General features: G+C 69.3%; 18 protein-coding genes and 2 pseudogenes. 7 read left to right on the forward strand and 13 right to left on the reverse strand.

From position 1 onward, the window contains the following. Positions 1-36 precede the first annotated feature (36 nt). Together ACFYON_RS12295 and ACFYON_RS12300 are read right to left on the reverse strand one after the other, a co-directional pair. Entirely contained in the window at positions 37-579 is a 543-nt protein-coding gene (locus ACFYON_RS12295; RefSeq protein WP_354874574.1) for a phospholipase, read from the reverse strand. Positions 580-740: 161 nt separating this feature from the next. Continuing rightward, positions 741-2,405 (reverse strand): family 10 glycosylhydrolase, encoded by a 1,665-nt coding sequence (locus ACFYON_RS12300; protein WP_354874572.1) that lies wholly within the window; start codon positions 2,403-2,405, stop codon positions 741-743. Positions 2,406-2,675: 270 nt separating this feature from the next. On the opposite strand from ACFYON_RS12300, the gene ACFYON_RS12305 reads away from it, so the two are divergent. Further along, a complete protein-coding gene (locus ACFYON_RS12305) occupies positions 2,676-4,169 on the forward strand; it encodes an amino acid permease (RefSeq protein WP_354874570.1) in 1,494 nt (497 codons plus the stop codon). A gap of 69 nt (positions 4,170-4,238) precedes the next feature. Here the strand turns inward: ACFYON_RS12305 and ACFYON_RS12310 are convergent, their stop codons facing one another. The 4 genes from ACFYON_RS12310 to ACFYON_RS12325 are packed head-to-tail and all read right to left on the reverse strand — an operon-like array spanning position 4,239 to position 8,921. Then, positions 4,239-5,063: a carbohydrate ABC transporter permease gene (locus ACFYON_RS12310; protein WP_354874568.1), complete on the reverse strand. Its 825-nt coding sequence runs from the start codon at positions 5,061-5,063 to the stop codon at positions 4,239-4,241. Between the two features lie 9 nt (positions 5,064-5,072). Further along, complete coding sequence (locus tag ACFYON_RS12315) at positions 5,073-6,035, reverse strand: sugar ABC transporter permease (protein ID WP_354874566.1); 963 nt, start codon at positions 6,033-6,035, stop codon at positions 5,073-5,075. A 6-nt stretch (positions 6,036-6,041) separates the two neighbouring features. Then, positions 6,042-7,373: an ABC transporter substrate-binding protein gene (locus ACFYON_RS12320; protein ID WP_354874564.1), complete on the reverse strand. Its 1,332-nt coding sequence runs from the start codon at positions 7,371-7,373 to the stop codon at positions 6,042-6,044. Between the two features lie 36 nt (positions 7,374-7,409). Beyond that, a complete protein-coding gene (locus ACFYON_RS12325) occupies positions 7,410-8,921 on the reverse strand; it encodes an alpha-N-arabinofuranosidase (RefSeq protein WP_354874562.1) in 1,512 nt (503 codons plus the stop codon). A gap of 151 nt (positions 8,922-9,072) precedes the next feature. On the opposite strand from ACFYON_RS12325, the gene ACFYON_RS12330 reads away from it, so the two are divergent. Then, positions 9,073-10,086, forward strand: coding sequence for a LacI family DNA-binding transcriptional regulator (locus tag ACFYON_RS12330; RefSeq protein WP_354874560.1), 1,014 nt, complete (start codon positions 9,073-9,075; stop codon positions 10,084-10,086). Positions 10,087-10,197: 111 nt separating this feature from the next. Here the strand turns inward: ACFYON_RS12330 and ACFYON_RS12335 are convergent, their stop codons facing one another. Further along, positions 10,198-10,923 (reverse strand): methyltransferase domain-containing protein, encoded by a 726-nt coding sequence (locus tag ACFYON_RS12335; protein WP_355047348.1) that lies wholly within the window; start codon positions 10,921-10,923, stop codon positions 10,198-10,200. Between the two features lie 439 nt (positions 10,924-11,362). Between ACFYON_RS12335 and ACFYON_RS12340 the strand changes: the two genes are divergently transcribed. Next, positions 11,363-11,932 (forward strand): nucleotidyltransferase family protein, encoded by a 570-nt coding sequence (locus ACFYON_RS12340; protein ID WP_355047349.1) that lies wholly within the window; start codon positions 11,363-11,365, stop codon positions 11,930-11,932. 453 nt (positions 11,933-12,385) lie between these two features. Here ACFYON_RS12340 and ACFYON_RS12345 read toward each other — a convergent pair whose 3' ends face one another. Both ACFYON_RS12345 and ACFYON_RS12350 read right to left on the reverse strand, forming a co-directional pair. Then, complete coding sequence (locus ACFYON_RS12345; RefSeq protein ID WP_355015314.1) at positions 12,386-13,432, reverse strand: IS110 family transposase; 1,047 nt, start codon at positions 13,430-13,432, stop codon at positions 12,386-12,388. A gap of 217 nt (positions 13,433-13,649) precedes the next feature. After that, the gene (locus ACFYON_RS12350; RefSeq protein WP_354874552.1) at positions 13,650-14,291 is read right to left on the reverse strand and encodes a hypothetical protein; all 642 of its coding nucleotides are present in this window, start codon (positions 14,289-14,291) and stop codon (positions 13,650-13,652) included. 292 nt (positions 14,292-14,583) lie between these two features. Between ACFYON_RS12350 and ACFYON_RS12355 the strand changes: the two genes are divergently transcribed. Both ACFYON_RS12355 and ACFYON_RS12360 read left to right on the forward strand, forming a co-directional pair. Continuing rightward, entirely contained in the window at positions 14,584-15,318 is a 735-nt protein-coding gene (locus ACFYON_RS12355) for a serine/threonine protein kinase (RefSeq protein ID WP_354874637.1), read from the forward strand. Positions 15,319-15,568: 250 nt separating this feature from the next. Further along, positions 15,569-15,787 carry a methyltransferase domain-containing protein gene (locus tag ACFYON_RS12360; RefSeq protein ID WP_354874550.1) on the forward strand — a complete coding sequence of 73 codons (219 nt, stop codon included), beginning with the start codon at positions 15,569-15,571 and terminating at the stop codon, positions 15,785-15,787. Here ACFYON_RS12360 and ACFYON_RS12365 read toward each other — a convergent pair. The 3 genes and pseudogenes from ACFYON_RS12365 to ACFYON_RS12375 all read right to left on the reverse strand — a co-directional run. Next, positions 15,784-17,070: an IS256 family transposase gene (locus ACFYON_RS12365; RefSeq protein ID WP_355094153.1), complete on the reverse strand. Its 1,287-nt coding sequence runs from the start codon at positions 17,068-17,070 to the stop codon at positions 15,784-15,786. The genes ACFYON_RS12360 and ACFYON_RS12365 overlap by 4 nt on opposite strands. Further along, positions 17,070-17,546, reverse strand: coding sequence for a hypothetical protein (locus ACFYON_RS12370; protein ID WP_354864508.1), 477 nt, complete (start codon positions 17,544-17,546; stop codon positions 17,070-17,072). The genes ACFYON_RS12365 and ACFYON_RS12370 overlap by 1 nt, the downstream gene beginning before the upstream one ends. Before the next feature lie 88 nt (positions 17,547-17,634). Continuing rightward, a pseudogene (locus tag ACFYON_RS12375) lies at positions 17,635-18,563 on the reverse strand (IS3 family transposase); the annotation flags it as partial. 64 nt (positions 18,564-18,627) lie between these two features. Between ACFYON_RS12375 and ACFYON_RS12380 the strand changes: the two are divergent. Then, positions 18,628-18,810 (forward strand): annotated as a pseudogene (locus ACFYON_RS12380) (hypothetical protein); the annotation flags it as partial. A gap of 33 nt (positions 18,811-18,843) precedes the next feature. Further along, positions 18,844-19,278: an NUDIX domain-containing protein gene (locus ACFYON_RS12385; protein ID WP_354864510.1), complete on the forward strand. Its 435-nt coding sequence runs from the start codon at positions 18,844-18,846 to the stop codon at positions 19,276-19,278. A gap of 185 nt (positions 19,279-19,463) precedes the next feature. Here ACFYON_RS12385 and ACFYON_RS12390 read toward each other — a convergent pair whose 3' ends face one another. Further along, positions 19,464-20,315: an abortive infection family protein gene (locus ACFYON_RS12390; protein ID WP_354864512.1), complete on the reverse strand. Its 852-nt coding sequence runs from the start codon at positions 20,313-20,315 to the stop codon at positions 19,464-19,466. Positions 20,316-20,404: the final 89 nt, after the last annotated feature.

The raw sequence follows: 20,404 nt of genomic DNA on the forward strand, positions 1-20,404 counted from the left end.
TGCGGGGAGCCCGCCGGGCGGCGGGCTCCCCACCCGTCAGGCTCGGGCGGCGGCGCGGCGCTCGGCCTCGGCCTTCATCCGGGCGGCGCGGTCGAGGTCGGCCCGGGACACGGCGGCGACCGAGCCGAACACGCTCACCGCCTGGTAGTACGTCCAGGCGAGGCTGTAGCAGGCGGGCCGCACCACCGCGTTGTACGTGGCGCAGACCCGCTTCAGGTCGGCGTAGAAGGCGTTGTCCAGCCGGGACTTGCCGGCGGAGAAGACGCCCATCGCCTTGTGGTTGCGGTAGCCGAAGTCGTGGCGGTAGCAGGAGAGCTTGAAGTTGAACCCGATCGGGTTGTCCGGGCTCGACGAGCAGTAGTCGGTGGACCAGTCGAAGCCGTACTCGGCCCAGGGCGACCGGTTCTGCCGGGCGCTGTTCCAGGCGTTGTAGCTGGACGCGCTGGTCTGCGTCCAGCTGGTCAGGACGGACAGCTTCTGCTGGGTGCTCACCGCGGCGGCGGCCGGTGTGGCCAGGCCGAGCAGTGTGAGCAGGGCGAGTGTTCCGGCGGCGAGGGTGGTGGCGAGGCGACGGGACACGGGAACCTCCGCGGGGGTGGCGTCCGGGATCTCCGGATGTCGACAAGTGTCGATCAAGCCGATGAGCTGCGGCGATGCTTCGGGGAACGGCTCGCTGACATTCGCCCAAACAGACGAATGCCCCCGGGCCGGCGAGGCGGCCCGGGGGCATCCGGTGGAGATCAGCGCACGAAGCGCGGCAGGCTCGCCGGGCTCTCGTTCGCCAGCCGGTCCAGCGCGGTCACGTAGTAGGTGTAGCGGGCGCCGTCGGCAGCTGTGCTGTCCAGCCAGGATTGCACGGCGCCGTCGGTGGCCCGCACGGTGCCGACCAGATGCGAGGCGTCTGCGAAGTCGCAGCGCCCGGCCAGGCCGTGCCCGTCGAACCGGTAGATCGCGTACGACGCGGCGGTGCCGAGCGGCCCCTTGCCGTCTGCCGGCTGCCGCCAGCTCAGGCGTACCCCGTCCGCCTCCCGCTGGGCCTTGGTGACCACCGGGAAGAGCAGCGGCTTACGCGGCAGGTGCGTCATGGTGGGCACCAGCGCCGGCCGGGAGTAGTGCTCGGCGGCGTAGATGTCGGTGGCGCCGAGCCGGTTCGCCCGGACCTGCACCGCGGAGAAGTGCACGTTGCCGAGCACCTCCGGGTACGACCGGTTGAGCGTCAGGTGGTTCGACAGCTCCTGCGGGTTCATCCAGAACGACCCGTACGCCGGGTCACCGCTCTTGTAGTCGGCCTGGCCGATGTAGAGCTGCACCCGCGTACCGCGCACCTGCTCGGCCCACCACGGCACCAGCCGGGCGTAGTCGGCGGCCGGGTACTGGCCGATGTACCAGTAGAGCTGCGGCACGATGTAGTCGATCCACTCCTCCTTGACCCACTTGCGGGAGTCGGCGGAGATGATGTCGTACGACTGCGAGCCGGTGGTGTCCGAGCCGTTCGGGTCGGCCGACGCGTTGCGCCAGATGCCGAACGGGCTGACGCCGAACTTCACATACGGCTTGACCGCCTTGATCTTGGCGTTCATCTCCTGGATCAGCAGGTTGATGTTGTCCCGCCGCCAGTCGGCCTTGTCGGTGAAGCCCCTGTTGTACGCCGCGAACGTGGCGTCGTCGGGCACCTGGTGGGTGCCGCTCGGGTACGGGTAGAAGTAGTCGTCGAAGTGCACGCCGTCGATGTCGTACCGCTTGACCGCGTCCATCATCGCGGTCTGGACGAACTCGCGGACCTCCGGGACGCCGGGGTTGTAGTAGAGCCGGCTGCCGGCGACGCCGGCCGGCGGGTAGGCGAAGACCCAGTCGGGGTGCTGGCGGGCCGGGCTGTCCGGGGCCAGTTGCGACAGGTCGGCGCCGGCGCCGCCGGGCGCGGGCATGGAGACGCGGTACGGGTTGAACCAGGCGTGGAACTCCAGGTTGCGCTTGTGCGACTCGGCGACCAGGAAGTCCAGCGGGTCCCAGCCCGGGTTCTTGCCGCGTACGCCGGTCAGGTATTCCGACCACGGCTCGTACGGCGAGGGCCAGAACGCGTCGGCGGTCGGGCGGACCTGGACCACGACGGCGTTGTGGTTGAGCTTCTGCGCCAGGTCCAGCCAGGCCAGGTATTCGGCCTTCTGCTTGGCCACCTGGTCCGGCGCGGTCCAGGAGTCCTTGCTGGGCCAGTCGATGTTCGTCACCGAGGCGATCCACATGGCCCGGAACTGGCGCTTGGGGGTGGCCGGGTCGGTGACGCAGTCGGTGGAGGGGTAAGTGGCGGTGCTGTTGTCGCCGGGTGCGGCCTGCGCCGGCGTGCCGGCGACCAGCGTGCCGAGCAACGCCGCGGCCAGCGCGGCGGCTCCGAGCCGAGTTGCCTTCATGCGGTGCGGTCCCTTCGTCGGGTCCGGGGGGACAGTCGGTGGCGGGCGTAGCGGCAAGATTCGCCGATACATCCATTCCTCCGGTAGGAAACTTTCATCTATCCGTGCCGGGCGCAAGACCCGGACGGCCGATCGATGTCCGGCTTCGTCCGACCGACCGGATCGTGACGATTCCGATACATGGCGTACGGGATTGGAGCCGAAACGGCTGGGTAGCTCCCCCGGTCACAGACCGCCACCGTGGCGGCCGTACGGCGGGGAGGTGATCAGATGTCGGTCCTGCGCACCAAGCCGATCCAGGACGTGCTCGCCCAGGGCGACGCCGACGGCGAGGACGGCAAGCCGGGCCTGCGGCGCCGGCTCGGCGCGGTCGACCTGATGGGCTTCGGCATCGGCATCGTGATCGGCACGGGCATCTTCACGCTCACCGGCGTCGAGGCGCGCAACAGCGCCGGGCCGGGCGTGGTGATCTCGTTCGGCATCGCCGGCCTGGTCGCGCTGCTCGCCGCGCTCTGCTACGCCGAACTGGCCAGCAGCGTGCCGACCGCCGGCAGCGCCTACACCTACGCGTACGCGACGATGGGCGAGATCGTCGCCTGGATCATCGGCTGGGACCTGCTGCTGGAGTTCGCGCTCGGCGCGGCGGTGGTGGCCCGCGGCTGGTCCGGCTACCTCGCCGACCTGTTCGGGCTGCCCAGCGCCTGGTTCGCCGAGGAGGGCAGCGTCGTCAACCTCGGCGCGATCGGCATCGTGCTGGTGCTCGGCGTGGTCGCCATCGTCGGCATCCGCGAGTCGGCCCGGGTCACCAACCTGCTCGTGCTGGTCAAGGTGGCGATCTGCGCCTTCGTCATCATCGCCGGGGCGTTCTTCGTCAAGGCGGCAAACCTCAGCCCGTTCATCCCGGCCGCCGAGCCGGCCGGCGCCGGGGACGACGGCATCAAGCAACCGGTCACCCAGGCCATCTTCGGGCTGGAACCCTCCGTCTTCGGCTTCGTCGGGGTCCTCACCGCCGCCGCCGTGGTGTTCTTCGCGTACACCGGCTTCGAGGCCGTGGCGAACCTGGGTGAGGAGACCCGCAAGCCCAAGCGGGACCTGCCGCTGGGTCTGCTCGGCACGCTGATCATCTCCACGGTGCTCTACATCGGCGTCTCGCTGGTGGTGGTCGGCATGGTCAAGTACACCGAGATCGACGAGGGCGCGCCGATCGCGTCCGCGTTCCGGGCGGTCGGTGCCGGCTGGGCCGCCGTGCTCGTCTCCATCGCCGCCGTCGCCGGGCTCACCAGCGTGATCCTTGTCGACCTGGTGGCCATGGGCCGGATCGGCTTCGCCATCGCGCGGGACGGGCTCATCCCGCCGGCCATCGCCAAGGTGCACCCGCGCTGGGGCACCCCGTACCGGATCGCCGGGATCATGACCATCGCGGTGGCGCTGCTCGCCGGCTTCCTGCCGCTGTCCGCGCTCGCCGACCTGGTCAGTATCGGCGCGCTCTGCGCGTTCACGCTGGTCGCCATCGCGGTGCCGCTCCTGCGCAAGCGCCGCCCCGACCTGGAGCGGCCGTTCAAGGTGCCGTTCTCGCCGGTGCTGCCGATCATCACCGCGCTGGCGTGCATCTACCTGAGCCTGAACCTGTCGGTCGAGACCTGGCTGCGATTCCTCGCGTGGATGCTGATCGGCGCGGTCATCTACTTCGGGTACGGCCACCGCAAGAACCGGCTGGCCCGTCGCGAGCACTCGGAGACCCCCGAGCGCGCCCCCATCCCCTGAGGCGGGCACCCCGAAGGAAGGGCCCTTCTCAACGCCGGCGCGCGTTGAGAGGGGCCCTTCCTCACCCGCTCACCCCTTCAGGCCGCTGCGGGAGACGCCCTGGATGACGTGCCGCTGGGCGAGCACGAACAGGATCAGCACCGGCACGCTCGCCAGCACCGCACCGGCCATGATGACCGGATAGTCGGTCACGTACGCGCCCTGGAGCAGGCCCAGGCCCGCCGGCAGGGTCAGCCGCTCCGGGCTGAACAGCACGTACACCGGCCAGAGGAAGTCGTTCCAGTTGGTCAGGAACGACAGCACCGCGAGCGTCGCCAGCGCCGGCTTCGACAGGGGCAGCAGCACCCGGCGGAAGACCTGCCAGTGGTTCGCGCCGTCCAGCACCGCCGCCTCTTCCAGCTCGGCCGGGATGGAGAGGAAGAACTGCCGCAGGAAGAACACCCCGAACGCGCTCGCCGCGCCCGGCACGATCACCACTGTCAGCGTGTCGATCCAGCTCAGCTTCTCGGCGATGATGAAGTTCGGGATGATCAGCGAGGTGGGCGGCAGGAACAGCGTGCCCACGATCAGCGCGAACAGCAGCTTGCGGCCGCGGAACCGCATCCGGGCCAGCGCGTACGCGGCCATCGACGCGGTCACCAGCACCAGCAGCGTGTGCAGGCTGGCCGCCAGCATGCTGTTGACGAACCAGCGCAGCACCGGGTTCGCCGCGTTGTCGACGATCTGCTGGTAGCCGTAGGTGGAGAACGGGTTCGGCAGCCAGCCCGGCGGCACCCGCTGCGCGTCGTCGTACGTCTTCACCGACGTCAGCAGCATCCACGCCAGGGGGGTCACGAAGATCGCGGTGATCAGGAGCAGTACGCCGTACCGCGCCACCGCGCGCATGTTCCTCATGTCGTAGCCTCAGTCTTCCCGGTAGCGGAACAGCCGGAAGTTGGCGACGCTCACCACCGCCAGCATCAGCGCGAAGAACACGCTCATCGCGGCGGCCCGCCCGGCGTCGTAGTCCCGCAACCCCTCGTCGACGATCCGCCAGACCACGGTCCGGGTCTGCTCGCCCGGTGCGCCCTGGGTGATCAGGAACGCCTGCCCGAACACGTTCGCCGAGGCGAGGATCGTGGTGGTGAAGACGAACAGCATCACCGGGCGCAGGCCGGGGATCGTGACGTGGCGGAACCGGTCCCAGCCGCCGGCGCCGTCCACCTCGGCCGCCTCGTACAGCTCGGCCGGGATGTCCTGGAGGCCGGCCAGGTAGATCACCGCGTTGAAGCCGCAGGTCCACCACACGGTCACCCCGACCAGCGACACCCAGGCCCACGGCACGTCGGTCACCCAGGGCGTGTCCGAGGGGAGCCCGACCACGCCGAGCAGCCGGTTCACCAGCCCCAGGTTGGCGTCCAGCAGGAACCGCCAGAGCAGGCCGATCACCGCCACGCCCAGCACGTACGGCGCGAAGAACGCGGCCCGGAAGAACGTCCGGCCGGGGAACGAGCGGTTGAGCAGCAGCGCCAGGCCGAGCGGGACGACCACCAGCAGCGGTACGGAGAACAGCGTGAAGATCCCGGTCGCCCGGACGCTGGACCACCAGTCCCCGTAGATCGCCGAGTCGCTGGAGAACAGGTCCCGGTAGTTGCCGATCCCGACGAACGGCCGGTTCGGCAGTTGCAGGTCCCACTGGTGCAGGCTGATCCAGACCCCGAACAGGATCGGCGCCAGGCCGAAGACGCCGAACAGGATCAGGTACGGCGCGAGGAAGAGGTACGGGGTCGCGTGGTTGCCGCGTTCCGTCGCGCCCCGGCGGCGGGGGCGCGCCGCCGGGGGCGGCACGCCGTCGCGCGCCGCCCCGACCTCGATCACGTCCGCCACGGCGGATCAGTTCCCGTACTTCTTGCGGTTGTCCTCGAGCTGCTTGTTCGCCTTCGTCACGCCGTCGTCGAGCGCCTGCTTCGGCGACTTCTTGCCCAGCGCAGCCTCGTTGAACGCGCTGTAGAAGGTCAGCATGACCTCGCCCAGGCCCGGCGCGGCGGGCGGGAACGCGGCGTACTCCAGCTCCGGTGCGAGCGCGTTGACCTCGGCGAGGCCCTTGAACTCGCTGCTCTCGCGGACCGCCTTGCGGGCCGGCACCTGGCCGCCCTTGGCCCAGTCCAGCGAGTGCTGGCTCAGCCAGTTGATGAAGACCTTCGCGCCGGCGGTCTTGTTCGCGTTCGCCGAGCGCTGCTTGACGATGGTGAAATTGTGCGAGTTCGCCCAGGCGGCCTTCTGGCTGCCGATCTGCGGCAGCGGCGCGACGCCCCACTGCACGTTCGAGCTCTTCTTCAGGTCGTTGATCTGCCAGATGCCGTTCCAGTTGAACGCGTTCTTGCCGCTCTTGAATGCCAGGTAGTCGGCGTCCTGGCCGACGTTGGCCGGGGAGTGGCCCTGCTTGATCAGGTCGACCAGCCAGGAGCATGCCTCGACCGCCGGGTCGGAGTTGAACGTCGCCTTCGCCACCTCGGCGTCGAAGAGCGTGCCGCCCCACTGGTGCAGCAGGCTGTAGAAGGTCATGCCGCCGGTGAACTGGAACGGGCTGACCCAGAAGCCCTGCACGCCCGACTTCTTCAGCTCGGTCAGCGCGGCGGTGTACTCGTCCCGGGTGGCCGGCGGCTTCTCCGGGTCCAGGCCGGCCTTCTGCATGACCGCCTTGTTGTAGTAGAAGCCCAGCGGGTGCATGTCCAGGGGGATGCCGTACCGCTTGTCGTTGTAGAGGCCGCCCTTCCAGACCGTCGGGGCGAAGTCGCCCTCGCTCAGCTCGAGGGCCTTCGCCACGTCGTCCAGTTCGCTGATCGTGCCGCGGGCGGCGAACGTGGCGAGCTGGTCCATGTGCATGACCGCGATGTCCGGGCCGTTGCCGCTGGAGACCGCGCCGGGAAGCTTGCTGTAGTAGTCCTCCCACTGGTACGTGACCACGCTGACCGCGATGTTCTGGTGCTCGCCGTTGAACTGCTGGACGAGCGTCTTGAAGATGTCACCGTCGCCGCCGGTGAAGCCGTTCCACAGCTTCAGGTCCACCTTCGGGCCGGTGTAGTCCTTGCCGCCGTTGCCGGCCGCGCCGGAGTTGTCGGAGCTGCTGCCGCCGCCGCAGCCGCTGAGCGTCAGCGTGGCCGCCGCGCCGAGCCCGACGCCGAGGCCGAGCAGGTGCCGTCGGCTCATCTCGTTCTGGATCATGCGTACTCCTTGGGGACGGGATGGAGTATTGCCTGGTCACGACGCCGGCACGAAGCGCAGCAGGTTCCAGGAGGTGGCCGGCAGCAGCACGGAGGCCCGGCCGCCGTCGACAGTGGGCGTGGTGAGGTCCCGGGGCGTGACCCGCTCCGGATCCGCTTCGGTGTTCGTGGCGTCCGGGTCGGTTCCGGCCGCCACCGTGGTGTGCGCCTCGGCCCGCAGGCCGGGCAGGCCGCGCAGGTCCAGGTCGAGCGGGATGTCCTGCGGACCCCTGTTGACCGCGAAGACGGCCAGCTCGCCGCTCTCCTCGTCGTGCACGGCGACGGTGTCCAGCGCGGGCACGTCGCCGTACCGCCGGGTCTCGTAGGTCGGGCCGGTGGGCTCGGTCCGCAGCACGGTGCCGCGGGCGTACCGGGCGGTCAGGGCGAACGGGTGGAAGATGCTCTGCCGCCAGGCCGGACCACCGGTGCGGGTACGGATCGGGGCGATCACGTTGGCGAGCTGCGCCTGGCAGGCCACGCCGATGCGGTCGGCGTGCCGGAGCAGGGTGATCAGCAGGTCGCCCACCACCACCGCGTCGACTGCCGTGTAGTCGTCCTCGATCAGCGCCGGTGCCTCGACCCAGCCGCGCCGGTCCAGGTCGGACTGGAGGCGGGACTGGTACCAGACGTTCCACTCGTCGAAGGAGATCTTCAGCTTGCGCTTCTGTCGCAGCTTTGCGCCCACGTAATCGGCGGTGGCGACGACCTCGGTGATGAAGGCGTCCATGTCGACGGCGGAGGCGAGCAGGCTGGCCCGGTCGCCGTCGGAGGGGTCGTAGTAGGTGTGGGCGGAGATGTAGTCGACGTGCTCGTAGGTGTGCTCCAGCACGGTCGCCTCCCACGCGGCGAACGTGGGCATGCCGCGGCCGGAGCTTCCACAGGCGACCAGGCTGATCGAGGGGTCGATCATCTTCATCGCGCGGGCGGTCTCGGCGGCGAGGCGGCCGTACTCGTCGGCGGTCTTGTGCCCGACCTGCCACGGCCCGTCCATCTCGTTGCCGAGGCACCACAGCCGCACCCCGTACGGCTGCTCGGCGCCGTGCTTGCGGCGCAGGTCGGACAGTTGGGTGCCGCCCGGGTGGTTTGTGTACTCCAGCAGGTCGAGCGCCTCGGTGACGCCGCGGGTGCCGAGGTTGACCGCCATCATCGGCTCGATCCCGGCCTCGGCCGCCCAGGTCATGAACTCGTCCAGCCCGAACTCGTTCGTCTCGATGGTCTTCCAGGCCAGGTCGAGCCGGCGTGGACGGTCGCCGACCGGGCCGACGCCGTCCTCCCACCGGTAGCTGGAGACGAAGTTGCCACCGGGATAGCGCACGACCGAGACACCCAGCTCACGGGTCAGGTCCAGCACGTCGCGCCGCAGCCCTCGCCGGTCCGCTGTGTGGTGGCCCGGCTCGTACACCCCGCCGTAGACGCAGCGCCCCATGTGCTCGACGAAGGAACCGAAGATCCGACGGTCCGCCGGCGCGACCCTGAACGCCGGATCGATCGTGAGCTGCGCGTTCGGCACGATGCCAACCTCTTCCTCGTTGCGGTGGCGAGTGACCGCTGTCACTCCGCTGTCAGTGGTTTCTACAACGTTGTAAGCACCTGTGTAAAGGGGGCAGTTGCGTCGTCGTGACGCGGTACGCTGCGGCCAGCGTTCACCGGGAGGAAGTTCAGTGCGGCACAGGCTCAAGGACGTCGCCGAGCGGGCCGGAGTGTCGGTGAAGACCGTCTCCAACGTCGTCAACGGCTACCAGCACGTGCGCGCCGACACCCGGGCCCGGGTCGAGGAGGCCATCGCCGCGCTCAACTACCGGCCCAACCTGTCGGCCCGCAACCTGCGCAAGGGGCGTACCGGGGTGATCGCCCTGGCCGTGCCCGAGCTGGACATCCCCTACTTCGCCGAGCTGGCCCGGCACGTCGTGACCGCCGCCGCCGACCACGACTGGACCGTGCTGATCGACCAGACCGGCGGCCGTTCCGAGCAGGAGCGCAAGGCCGCCAGCGGGATCGGCGACCACATGATCGACGGCCTGATCCTGAGCCCGCTCGCGCTCACCGCCGACGATCTCGCCGCCCTGGCCGGCCTGCCCATGGTGCTGCTCGGCGAACGGGTCGACCACGGCCCTGCCGACCACGTCATGATCGACAACGTGGCCGCCGCCCGCGAGATCACCGCCCACCTGATCGGGCTCGGCCGCCGCCGGATCGCCGCGATCGGCTCCCAGCGGACCCCCGAGGGCGCGAGCGCCCGGCTCCGCCTGGCCGGCTACACCGCCGCGCTGGCCGAGGCCGGCATCGGCTACGACGACCGCCTGGTGGCGCCCGCACCGGCCTGGCACCGCGCGGACGGCGCAGCCGCCGTGCGGCACCTGCTCACCACCGGGGTACGCCCCGACGCCGTCTTCTGCTTCAACGACACGCTCGCGCTCGGCGTGCTGCGCGCCCTGCACGAGATGGGCCTGCGCGTGCCCGAGGACGTCGCGGTGGCCGGCTTCGACGACATCGAGGACGGGCGCTTCTCGATCCCGACGCTGACCACGGTCGCCCCGGACAAGGAGCGCGTCGCCCGCCTGGCGGTCGAGCTGCTGGCCGGCCGCCTGGGCCCCGACCGCGACGCCCCGCCCCGAGAGCTGGTGGCCCCCCACCACCTGGCCCTGAGAGAGTCCGCCCCACCCCCTCCCACCTAGCCCTCCCTCCCGCGGCGTCCTCACCGCCCGGGCGGTCATGGCGGCGGTGTCGGCCTCCTCGGCTGCCGCCAACCTCATGATCGTCGGAGTGATGCGGTTCGGGCCGCGAGGTCAGTCGAAGAAGCGGGCCAGGTGGGCTGGGGGAGGGGGTGGGGCGTCCGCGGGCAGGGGAGTCAGGTCGGCGAAGATCGAGGCGCCGTCGCAGCCGACATGCAGCGGATACCAGCGTGGGGTGCCCGGTGGTCGCTGACCGCAGATGCCCTTGAACGTCTGCATGTCGAGCAGCCGCACGTGGGTCGGGTCGGCCACCGCGTTGACGTGCCGCCACCAGGGGCTCATCACGTGCAGGACCCCGCCGGGACGCAACACCCGGTGGCACTCGTCGAACAGCGGCAGGAAGTCGATCAGGTGCTCGACGATGTGCACCGCGAAGAACACGTCCACCGAGTCGTCGCGCAGCGGCAGCGAGCCGGCCAGGTTGGCGACCGCGTTCACCCCCGGCGCCGGATAGATGTCCAGTCCCAGATTGCCCGGCCACTGTTTGGTCGCACCGCAGCCCAGGTCGACCGCCACCGGCGCCCGCCCGGCCACGGTGACCCGGCACCAGACCCCGAGTACGCCGGAGAGCCGGCCGATCAGCTCCCGTACCAGCCGCAACTGTTCCGGGTCGGCGACCTCGCCGGTCAGGTGCGCCACCCCCCGGTCGAAGCGCACCTCGACTGCCGTCCCGCGCAGCCGCTCGTCGTGCCGGACCATGTCGGCCCACGCCTCGGCGAGGAAGCCGTCGGTCTGCCGGAGCCGCTCACCCGAGAGCGCGGCCTGCCCCATCGCCACCATGCGCCACCTCCGGCGGCCCGTTACCCCCGTTTGGCCCTCATATGTCCCCGCTCAGGCACCGATCCAGTCCCGCCGCGCGGCAGCCCTCCGGTCCTGTCGCAGTGCCGTCCTCGTCGAAGCCCACGACGAACGGCAGCCGGCGAGCGCCGCCACCCCGCCGAAGGCACCATGGCACCGATCAGCGCGACGCTCGAACCCTTGACCGCCATCCTCAACGAACTCGGACCCACTGCCCTCGACGACGACTACCTCACTCACCCCCGGTGGCATGAAGTCGCCGACGCCGCCACCGACACTCACCATCTGATGACCGGCAGAACCCGCCCAGACACTGACACTGACCGTTACGAGCCGCGCAGGTCCTGCAGTCCGGCCAGGCGCCCTCGTGGGCCGAATGTTCGACTGTTCAGGACTCCGGCAGCGGCAACCAGGGGAGACGATGCGGGAAGACGAACTACGGGATCTGGTCCAGCGCAGCCCGTGGCTGATCCGGGCGCTGGGCGTCGTTCGAGACTCCGGCCTCCCGGACGCCTGGATCGGCGCCGGCGCCATCCGCGACCTGGTCTGGAGCGAGCGGTACGGCGACGGCTTCGACCCCTCGTCGGTGCGGGACGTCGACGTCGTCTTCCTCGATCCGGCGGACCTGAGCCGGGACAACGACGACCAGGCCACCCGGCGGCTGGTGGCAGCCTGGCCGGAGCCTCCGTGGGAGGCGAAGAACCAGGCCGCTGTGCACACCTGGTATCCGGCGAAGTTCGGCGGTGGTTCGGTGGCGCCGTTGCGGACGATCGCCGATGCCGTTGCCACCTGGCCTGAGTACGCCACCGCCGTGGCGACCCGCCTCGACACCTACGGCCAGATCGCGGTGTGTGCGCCGCACGGCCTCGACGACCTCCTCGACGGGGTGTGGCGCCGCAACCCGACCAGGGCAAGCCTGGAGATCTCTCGGGAACGGCTCGCCCGCCACCGCCCCACCGAACGCTGGCCCGGTGTCCGCGTCGTGACGTGAGCCGGCGTTCGGAGCCCGCCGCGCCCTCGTAGCTCAGGGTATAGAGCATCGGTTTCCTAAGACGACGCTCTATCTTTGGCTCCAGGCTCACTGCCTGCGAATTCCTGTTCTGTTTCCAGTTAGTGGCTCGCAACCGCGCGATGCTGTGCTCGCTTGCCGAAGATCAGCAGGACAGGCGTAAGCCCTGATCAGGCCATGCCTCGATCGGGTTGTCCACGACCGCGCCATTAATGCAGCTATTGCGGCTGCTTATTAAGGCCCGCCTTCTGTCAGATGAGCAGATTCGCGCGGCTTGTAGAGGTGCCGAACGTTTGGGTCGGAGGAAACGCAGGGAAGCCAGTGATCAGACGGTCCTTATTCTCATCCGGCGTGTGTGACGCCGAGGGCCGACATCGCGTCGTACACCGCTGTCCGGTGTTCGGCCTCCGTGTCGGTGGACGCTCCTATGCCGCGTCAAGTGGTAGGGGTGGGTGGGTTTTCGAGGCGTCGATAGAGGTCTCGGGCGACGTAGCGTTTGAGGCAGCGTTTGATCTCTCGGTCGGTTTTGCCCTGAGTTCGGCGGCGCTCGGCGTAGGCGCGGGTGTCCTCGGCGCGTTGTAGGCGGGTCAGGACGATGGTGTGCAGGGCGCGGTTGAGTTGGCGGTCGCCGGAGCGGTTGAGGCGGTAGCGGACGGTCTTGCCGGAGGAGGCGGGAATGGGGGCGGCGCCGGCGAGCATGGCGAACGCGGCGTCGTTGCGGCAACGTCCGGGGTGGGACCATGCGGTGAGGATCGTGGCGGCGACGATCGGTCCCACGCCGGTCAGTTGCAGCAGGTCTGGGCGCCAGGACCGGACGATCGTCCGGATCGCCTTTTCGTGTTCGGTGGCTTCGGCTTCGAGGAAGCGGACGCGGCGGGCGAGGTCCCGCAACACGGTCAGGCTGGTGAACACGTCAACGTCGGCGCTGGTGGTGGGGCGTAGTCGGGTGGCGGTGGTGAGCATGAGCCGGGTGCTCTGGCCGCGGAAGCGGGCTCGCACCACCTCCGGGGCGGTGATCACCATCGCGTGTAGTTGCCGCTGGGTGGTGGCGCTGGCTTCCACGGCGGCGCGGCGGGCCGTCAAGCGCATCTGCAGTGCCGCCCGTTCGGAACCGGTCTTGGGCTGTGCCAGCCGGGTGCGGGCCAGGGCGTCGCGGGCGGCGCGTTCGGCGTCGATCGGATCGGACTTCGCTCCGGCGCGACGGGTCGGGCGCTGCGGCCGGTCCAGCTCGACGACCAGCTCACCGGCGTCGGCCAGGTGGCGGGCCAGGCCGGCGCCGTAACCGCCGGAGCCTTCCAGGGCCCAGGCCCGCAGCCCTGAGTGCTCGTCGGCCAAGGCCACCAGCTCGGCGTAGCCGTCGGGGTCAGCGCTCACCGTGGCCCTGGCCAGGACCCCGCCGGTGCGGGTGTCCAGCAGCGCCGCGGTGTGGGTGGCCGTGTGGGTGTCGACGCCAATGACGACCTCGACCAGATCTGCCAGCATGGACATGCGTTCTCTCCTCACCGTGGGGACGCAAGGGTCCGGTCCGGTGCGGAGATGGCAGGACTGTGATGAGACACGCCAGCCGCTAACTGGCGGTCAAGCTCCTGATCAGGCCAAACGTCTCCCGCCGGGCCGGCGCCGGCAGCAGCAGACGGACAAGTCCCGCCAAAGGCACGAAGCCAGTCAGGGTTGGAGTCACCTCTGCTGCTGCCAGCCATCAGCCCATCACCTCCGGGGAGACCCGGCTAGCCTCACAGGCTGACCCGGCTAGCCTCACAGTCAGTGTTGGTGCGCTGTCGGTGATGGTGACCGGGTATGCCGTGAGTGGGGTGGTGCCGGAGTGGGCGACGGTCAGCTCACCTTCGCCTCGCCCCGTGGTGAGGTCGAGGTGGGTCAGTCGCAGGGCGTAGGACGGCACCTGGCCGGTGGCGTAGCCGTCGAACGGCGAGCGGGCGGCGAGCGTGCCGTCGAGGCACCACCACGGTGCCGTCGGTCGCCCCTGCCAGTGGTGGTCGGCGAACAGTTCGTGCCGCACCGACCGGTACTGCCAGGCCAGCACGACCGCGCGCCGCACGCGGGCGTCCAGGCTGCCCAGCCCTTCCGCCCGTCCTGTGGTGGTCAGTAGCGCGGCGAGCCGCTGGCGTACCCAGGGGGCCAGGACCTGCTGCAGCCGGTGCGGCCAGGCCTGCTCGGCGGCCTCGGCGGCTAAGCGCAGCGCCGAGGCCAGCCGGGCCAGGCGGTCATCGACGTCGGGCCAGTGTTCACCGGCGCGACCGGTGTAGTCGGGCAGCGCTGTGGCGTGACGACGAGCCACGTACTCGACGGTGGCCCGCAGCGCCCCTGGCGGCAAGGTCGACATCCTGCGGGCTGTCGCACCACGACCAGTCGCGCTGATGCCTCAACATCTCCCGCGCGTAGGGATCGCGCAGCACTTCCTCGCCGTGGTCACCGTGTGGAGGGCGGGTGGCCGCATCGACTACTTCCGCGGCGAACAGCAACGCTTCGGCGTACCTTGTCGGCGCGGACGACACATCCACCTGCGTCACCTCCCTCTGCGGTGACACGATGCCCACAACCATGGGACTCTCCACGTCCGCTGCGGGCGGCGTTCGCGCTCTGCGAACGGATGTGGGCCTACTGTCCTCTACGTGATGGAGCTACCCCTGGACTCCGCGTTCGTGGTCTTCGACGCCCAGGACTCCGGGTGCGTCTCCTACGGCGTTGAGGTATCCGGACGCCGCTGGTTCGTCAAGACAGCCACCACCGTACGAAGCCGCCGTTCCTTGCGGCGGGCCGCCCGGTTCCACGCCGCGGTCCGGCACCCGGCCATCGTGCGCCCCCAATACGTCCTCGACGGGCCGACACTTGTCTACCCGTGGCATGACGGCAGCGTGCTGAACCACGCCACCGTTCACGGTTCGGACCGCAGCGCCCTGTACCGGTTCCAGCAACTACCCCTGCGCGACGTCGAAAGGGCTATCGGCACCATCCTCGACGCGCACCTGGCCGTCGCCGCCGCCGGCTACGTCGCGGTCGACCTCTACGACGGCTGCTTCCTCTACGACTTCGGCGCCCGTCGACTACACCTGATCGACCTCGACGAGTACCGTCCCGGGCCGTTCACCCTCGACACCGACCGCCTCCCCGGATCCCGCCGGTACATGGCCCCCGAAGAACTCGTCCGCGGCGCCGTCATCGACCAGCGCACCACCGTCTACACCCTCGGCCGCACTATCCACCACCTCCTCGACTCCCCACACGGCTGGCGCGGCTCCCGCCACCAGCAACAGGTAGCCGTCCGCGCCACCACCACGGCACCCGCCGACCGATACCCCGACGTGGCAGCACTCGCCGCCGCCTGGCGCACCACCCTGCCGAACCCGTGACGCGCGCCGACGCCTGTGACAGTGGTGGCGCGCCTCATGAGCGGAAAGATCCGCCCCGGTCGCCCGAGCGAATACGCTCGCGACGTGAGCGGTGACGACCAGTTGCCGAGCCGGCGGCGCAGCTTCGACGAGGACCCGGACAACTACCAGGCGGCCCGGCCGGGATACCCGCCGCGGGTGTACGAGGTGCTTGCCGAGCGCGGGCTGCGACCGGGTGCGCGTCCTGGAGGTCGGACCGGGAACAGGGCAGGTGACCCGCCCCCTCGTGGACGCCGGCACGTCGGTGCTGGCGGTGGAACTCGGTGGCCGGCTGGTGGCCCGGCTGCGAAGCAACCTGACCGGCCAGGACGTGACCGTCATCGAGGGCGACTTCACCACCGTGCCGCTACCCGACGACACCTTCGACCTGGCGGTCTGCCCCACCGCCTGGGCCTGTCTCGCTAAGGGTGTTTCCGGCGATCTTGGTTAGTAGGTTTCAGCGGCTGGGAAGCGGTCGCTGAAGGTGATGGCGAAGGCGTTCAACGCGGGTTTCCAGCGCATCGTCCATCGGGTTCTGCCGTCCCCGGTGGGGTCCAACGATCGGGTCACCAGGTACAGACACTTCAACGCGGCCTGCTCGTTGGGGAAGTGGCCGCGGGCTTTGACCGCCCGCCGGTAGCGGGCGTTGAGCGACTCGATCGCGTTGGTGGAGCAGATGACCGTGCGGATCTCCAGGTCGTAGTCGAGGAACGGGATGAACTCCGCCCAGGCGTTGTCCCACAGCCGGATCACCGCCGGATACCGGTCGCCCCACTTGTCGGCCAGGTCGTCGAACGCCGCCCTTGCCGCTTGCGCGTTGACGGCGGTGTAGATCGGCTTGATATCCCGCTTCAGCTCGTCCCAGTAGCGGCGAGACGTGAGCCGGAACGTGTTGCGGATCAGGTGGATGATGCAGGTCTGCACCACCGTGCGGGGCCATACGTTCGTCACGACCTCCGGCAGCCCTTTGAGGCCGTCGCAGACGCAGAAGAACACGTCCTTCACGCCGCGGTTGCGCAGGTCGGTCAGCACGCTCATCCAGAACTTCGCGCCCTCACCACCCGTGCCGGCCCATAGGCCGAGGATGTCCTTCTCGCCGTCGAGGGTGACCCCGATCGCGGCGTAGAACGGCCGGTTGGCGACCTGCCCGTCACGCACCTTGACCACGATGGCGTCGATGAACACCGCCGCGTAAATCTCGTCCAACGGTCGGTGCGCCCAGTCGGTCATCTCCTCGATGACCTTGTCGGTGATCCGCGAGATCGTCTCCTTCGACACCGACGCCCCGTAGATCTCCGCGAAGTGCGCGCAGATCTCCCCGGTCGTCAACCCTTTGGCATACAGCGACAACACGACCTCGTCGACCCCCGACAGACGGCGCTGCCGCTTACGGACGATCTGAGGCTCGAAGGTGCCGGCCCGGTCTCGCGGCACGTCGATCTGCACCGGCCCGGTGCTGTCGGTCAGCACCGTCTTCGCCCGGGTGCCGTTGCGGATGTTGCCCGACCCGGCGCCGGCCTGGTCGTGTTTTTCGTAGCCGAGGTGCTCGGTCATCTCCTCGTTCAACGCGGTCTCCAGGACCGTCTTGGTCAACTGCTTCAGCAACCCGTCCGGGCCGGTCAGGGAAAGCCCTTGTTCCTTCGCGGCCCGGACCAACTCAGCGGCGGCCTTGGCCTCCGCCGACGGCTCCGCCCGCTTCTTCCGTCCGGTCTGGTCGTTCAGTGTCGCGGTCATCACGGCACCCTCCTCACCAGGCACAACGCCCGGCAGGTCAGGCCGGAAACACCCTCAAATCCACAGACCCCGCGTAGGGCGGCGCGGACTTCCGGGTTGGTGGGGTCGCCGAGAAGGTGACGCAGGCTGCGGTGTCCCCACTGGGCCCAGGGGAGCGCGGTGGCGCGGGCGGTCGCGGTGTCCAGGGCGAGCCGGCTGTTGGTGGGGTCGATGTGCAGGAGCCCGCTGTGCAGGACGTCGATGGCACGCTCGGGCGTGTTGCGGGCGGCGTGGCGCTGGGCCAGGTGCAGACGCTGGGCCATGGCCATCATCGGGCCGGTGATCTGCTTCGAGACGGCCCTCCAGGTGATGTGCAGGTCCGTGCCGGTCGCGCCGACGGTGACGCGTTGGATCGGGCCGAGCGCGTAGGAGGCGGCCTGGGTCGTCTTGCCGGTTGGAACGAGGTGTGGGGTGCGGTGCAGGGCCACCGCGGCCACGGCGTCGCGGATCTGGGACCGCCCCGGGTTGGTTGACTCGCGGGGGTGAGTGGTTCAGGCCGTGCGTGCGGGCCTGTTGATTGTCTCAAACGCGGCCCATCGAGCCGAGCAATCCGTTGCGGTGCAACGCTTTGACGAACTTCCGTGAACGAAACTGGCTACCCCTGTCCGAGTGGACAATAGTGCCGCACGGGTCCCGCAGCCGGACCGCGTTCTGCAACGCCGTGACCGCCAGGGAGGCTTTCATCCGTGAGTCGATGGAGTAGCCGACGATCCTGCCGGAGTACACGTCCTTCATCGCACACAGGTACAGCTTGCCCTCGCCGGTGGGGTGTTCGGTGATATCGGTCAGCCACACGCGGTCCGGCGCGTCGGCGGTGAAACGGCGTTGCAGCAGGTCGTCGTGCACTGGCGGCCCGGCCCGCCTCGTGATGCCTCTGCGTTTGGCGAACACCGACCAGATCCGCTGCTGTGAGCAGAGCCTGGCCACCCGTTTCGGGCCGGCGGTGATGCCGTGGGCGGGTAGTTCGTCGGCGATGAACCGATACCCGAACGCCGGGTCGTCAGCGTGGATGTCCAGGGCCGTGTTGATCAGGTGCGCGTCGTCCCAGTCCCGCTGCGACACCGGATCCTTGCGCCACGCGTAGTAGGCCTGCTTGCTGAACCCCAGCACCCGGCAGGTCACCGCGACGGGGATCCCGTCCGCGGCCAGGTCACCGACCTGCGGGTACGTCATTTTGGGGCGATCTCCTTGGCGAAGAACGCCGCCGCCCTGCGCAGGATCTCGTTTTCCTGCTCCAGCAGCTTGTTGCGGCGTCGCAGCTCCCGCAGCTCCGCCGACTCTGAACTGGTGGTGCCGGGGCGATTGCCGTCGTCGGCGTCGGCGATCTTCAACCAGCGGTGCAGGCACGACTCGGAAATCCCGAAGTCCTTCGCGATCTGGGCGATCGGCGCCTCGCCCTTGCGGGCGACCGCGACCACGTCACGGCGGAACTCCGGCGGGAACGCTTTCGGCATGGCAGACATCCTTCCAGCGAGGAGCACATCCTCACAGGTCAGGAGTCAACCGAACCGGGGGCAGTCCCTACACCGCCAACGGGAAAGGGGCACCCTCACCCGTGGTCTGCGGGCAGTAATCGCCTTGCACGTGATCTTCCACTGGAACAGGCTCGGACTACCCGCCACCACCCAGGCCACCCTCGCCCGAGCGGCCCAGGAAGCCATCTTCGGCCTGCCCGATAAACACCTGCCAGACCCCGGGTAGACGCACCAGAGGAAAGGAGTGGAGGAAGGCACCGTGCCCGACAAGGTGATCACCAGCAAGGTTCTCTGCTACGTCGTGCGGGAAGGGCAATTGCTCGTCTTCCGCCACACCGACTTCAGCTACGAGGAGGTAGGCATCCAGGTACCCGGCGGCAGCGTCCACCCCGGTGAGGACCCGGCGGACGCGGCGCTGCGCGAGGCCCGCGAAGAGACCGGACTGACCGGCTTCACCGTCGTGCGCATGCTGGGGGAGATCGAGTACGACATTAGCCCGCTCCGCTTCGAGATCCAGCGTCGCCACGTCTTCGAGTTGGCGCTACACGGGACGACGCCCGAGCGATGGGCGAGCCAGGAAGACCACGACGGCGAGCAGGAGCCCACCCAGTTCGAGTGCTTCTGGATACCGTTACGCACGGCGCACGTCCTGCAGTCCGGTCAGGGCGCCCTCGTGGGCCGGTTGTTCGACTGACCGGAGTCCCATCGGCAATCAGAGGAACCAATCGGGAAGAGGAACTGCGCGATCTGGTCCAGCGCAGCCCGTGCTGATGCGGGCGCTGGGCGTCGTTCGGGACTGCGTGGGACCGCAGGGAGCTGGTCTGAGGGAGTCCGGCCCCTCGGCTCGATTATTCTTACCCATCCCGCGCAGATGAGGGATCACCTTGCCGTGGCGCCTGCCTGCGCCCGCCAAGGTGCGGCCGGATCGGCGAGCGTGTCGAGGATGACCTGGCACCAGGTGTGCGCCGCTCCGACCGCGAGGTAACCGTGACGAGGACGCAGCCCTGTGCGGCGTGCGGCGTGGCCGGTGCCCCAGCCCTCGTTGCGCAGTTCACCGAGGCCGAGCGCGATGCCCGACAGCCCGCCGAGGATGCGCTTGACAGCCTGGCTGCCATCCGGCCGCGGTGCGACGGTCTGCGGCTGAAGCCCGAGTTCGCGCTGTGCCCTGTCGATGAGCTGAGGCAGCTTAGTGGTCTTGCCGTCGAACGAGATGCCCAGCTCTTCGAGCACGGTTTTTGCGGTTGCCTCGACCAGTTCCTTCGCGGATCCGATGGCCTGGGCTGGGTCGCTCGGGAGTGCCCTGTTGATTCGTTCGAACGAGTCCAGGATCATCTCCGGGTCTCGCAGCGCGGTCAGCGCCCGTGGCATCGTCGCCGCAGCGGGGAGGGCGCTGTCTGACTTCGGGCTGATCCTGCCCTCAAGGTCGACGTCGAAGCCTTGCCGTTCCATGAACTTGCGGGTGCTCGCCAACGCTTCTGGTGGCATCGCGTCGATCAGCGTCTCGTACACACGCAGAACACGGTTCACGTGGGTGGGATCGGTCCAGTCCACGTTGTCCTCGAACTCACGCCAGAATCCTCGCCGCTCGCTGGTCTCGTCGTTCGGATCACCGGACGGCGTGAACCCTTGGTCCTCCCACATGCCCGCGATCAGCCGGAGGGTGCTGTAGCCGGCGCTGAGATCGCGAAAGTGGCGACGGACGGGTAGCGGCACGAGACTACGGATCGTCACGGTCGCCCAGAGTATCGAGGAACAGGCATCTCGGCGACCTGTTACGACGTGGGTCAACGGCGCCAGACCGAGGGTCTCACTCGCGTCAC

The organism is Micromonospora sp. NPDC005686 (assembly GCF_042871665.1).
GTDB lineage: Bacteria > Actinomycetota > Actinomycetes > Mycobacteriales > Micromonosporaceae > Micromonospora.

What these genes read in the sequence shown, in the direction of transcription:
- ACFYON_RS12345 (WP_355015314.1), bottom strand. Translation starts at nt 13,432, where the DNA reads ATGCTGGCAGATCTGGTCGAGGTCGTCATTGGCGTCGACACCCACACG.
- ACFYON_RS12300 (WP_354874572.1), bottom strand. Translation starts at nt 2,405, where the DNA reads ATGAAGGCAACTCGGCTCGGAGCCGCCGCGCTGGCCGCGGCGTTGCTC.
- ACFYON_RS12355 (WP_354874637.1), top strand. Translation starts at nt 14,584, where the DNA reads ATGGAGCTACCCCTGGACTCCGCGTTCGTGGTCTTCGACGCCCAGGAC.
- ACFYON_RS12340 (WP_355047349.1), top strand. Translation starts at nt 11,363, where the DNA reads ATGCGGGAAGACGAACTACGGGATCTGGTCCAGCGCAGCCCGTGGCTG.
- ACFYON_RS12350 (WP_354874552.1), bottom strand. Translation starts at nt 14,291, where the DNA reads ATGTCGACCTTGCCGCCAGGGGCGCTGCGGGCCACCGTCGAGTACGTG.
- ACFYON_RS12310 (WP_354874568.1), bottom strand. Translation starts at nt 5,063, where the DNA reads ATGAGGAACATGCGCGCGGTGGCGCGGTACGGCGTACTGCTCCTGATC.
- ACFYON_RS12365 (WP_355094153.1), bottom strand. Translation starts at nt 17,070, where the DNA reads ATGACCGCGACACTGAACGACCAGACCGGACGGAAGAAGCGGGCGGAG.
- ACFYON_RS12305 (WP_354874570.1), top strand. Translation starts at nt 2,676, where the DNA reads ATGTCGGTCCTGCGCACCAAGCCGATCCAGGACGTGCTCGCCCAGGGC.
- ACFYON_RS12335 (WP_355047348.1), bottom strand. Translation starts at nt 10,923, where the DNA reads ATGGTGGCGATGGGGCAGGCCGCGCTCTCGGGTGAGCGGCTCCGGCAG.
- ACFYON_RS12320 (WP_354874564.1), bottom strand. Translation starts at nt 7,373, where the DNA reads ATGATCCAGAACGAGATGAGCCGACGGCACCTGCTCGGCCTCGGCGTC.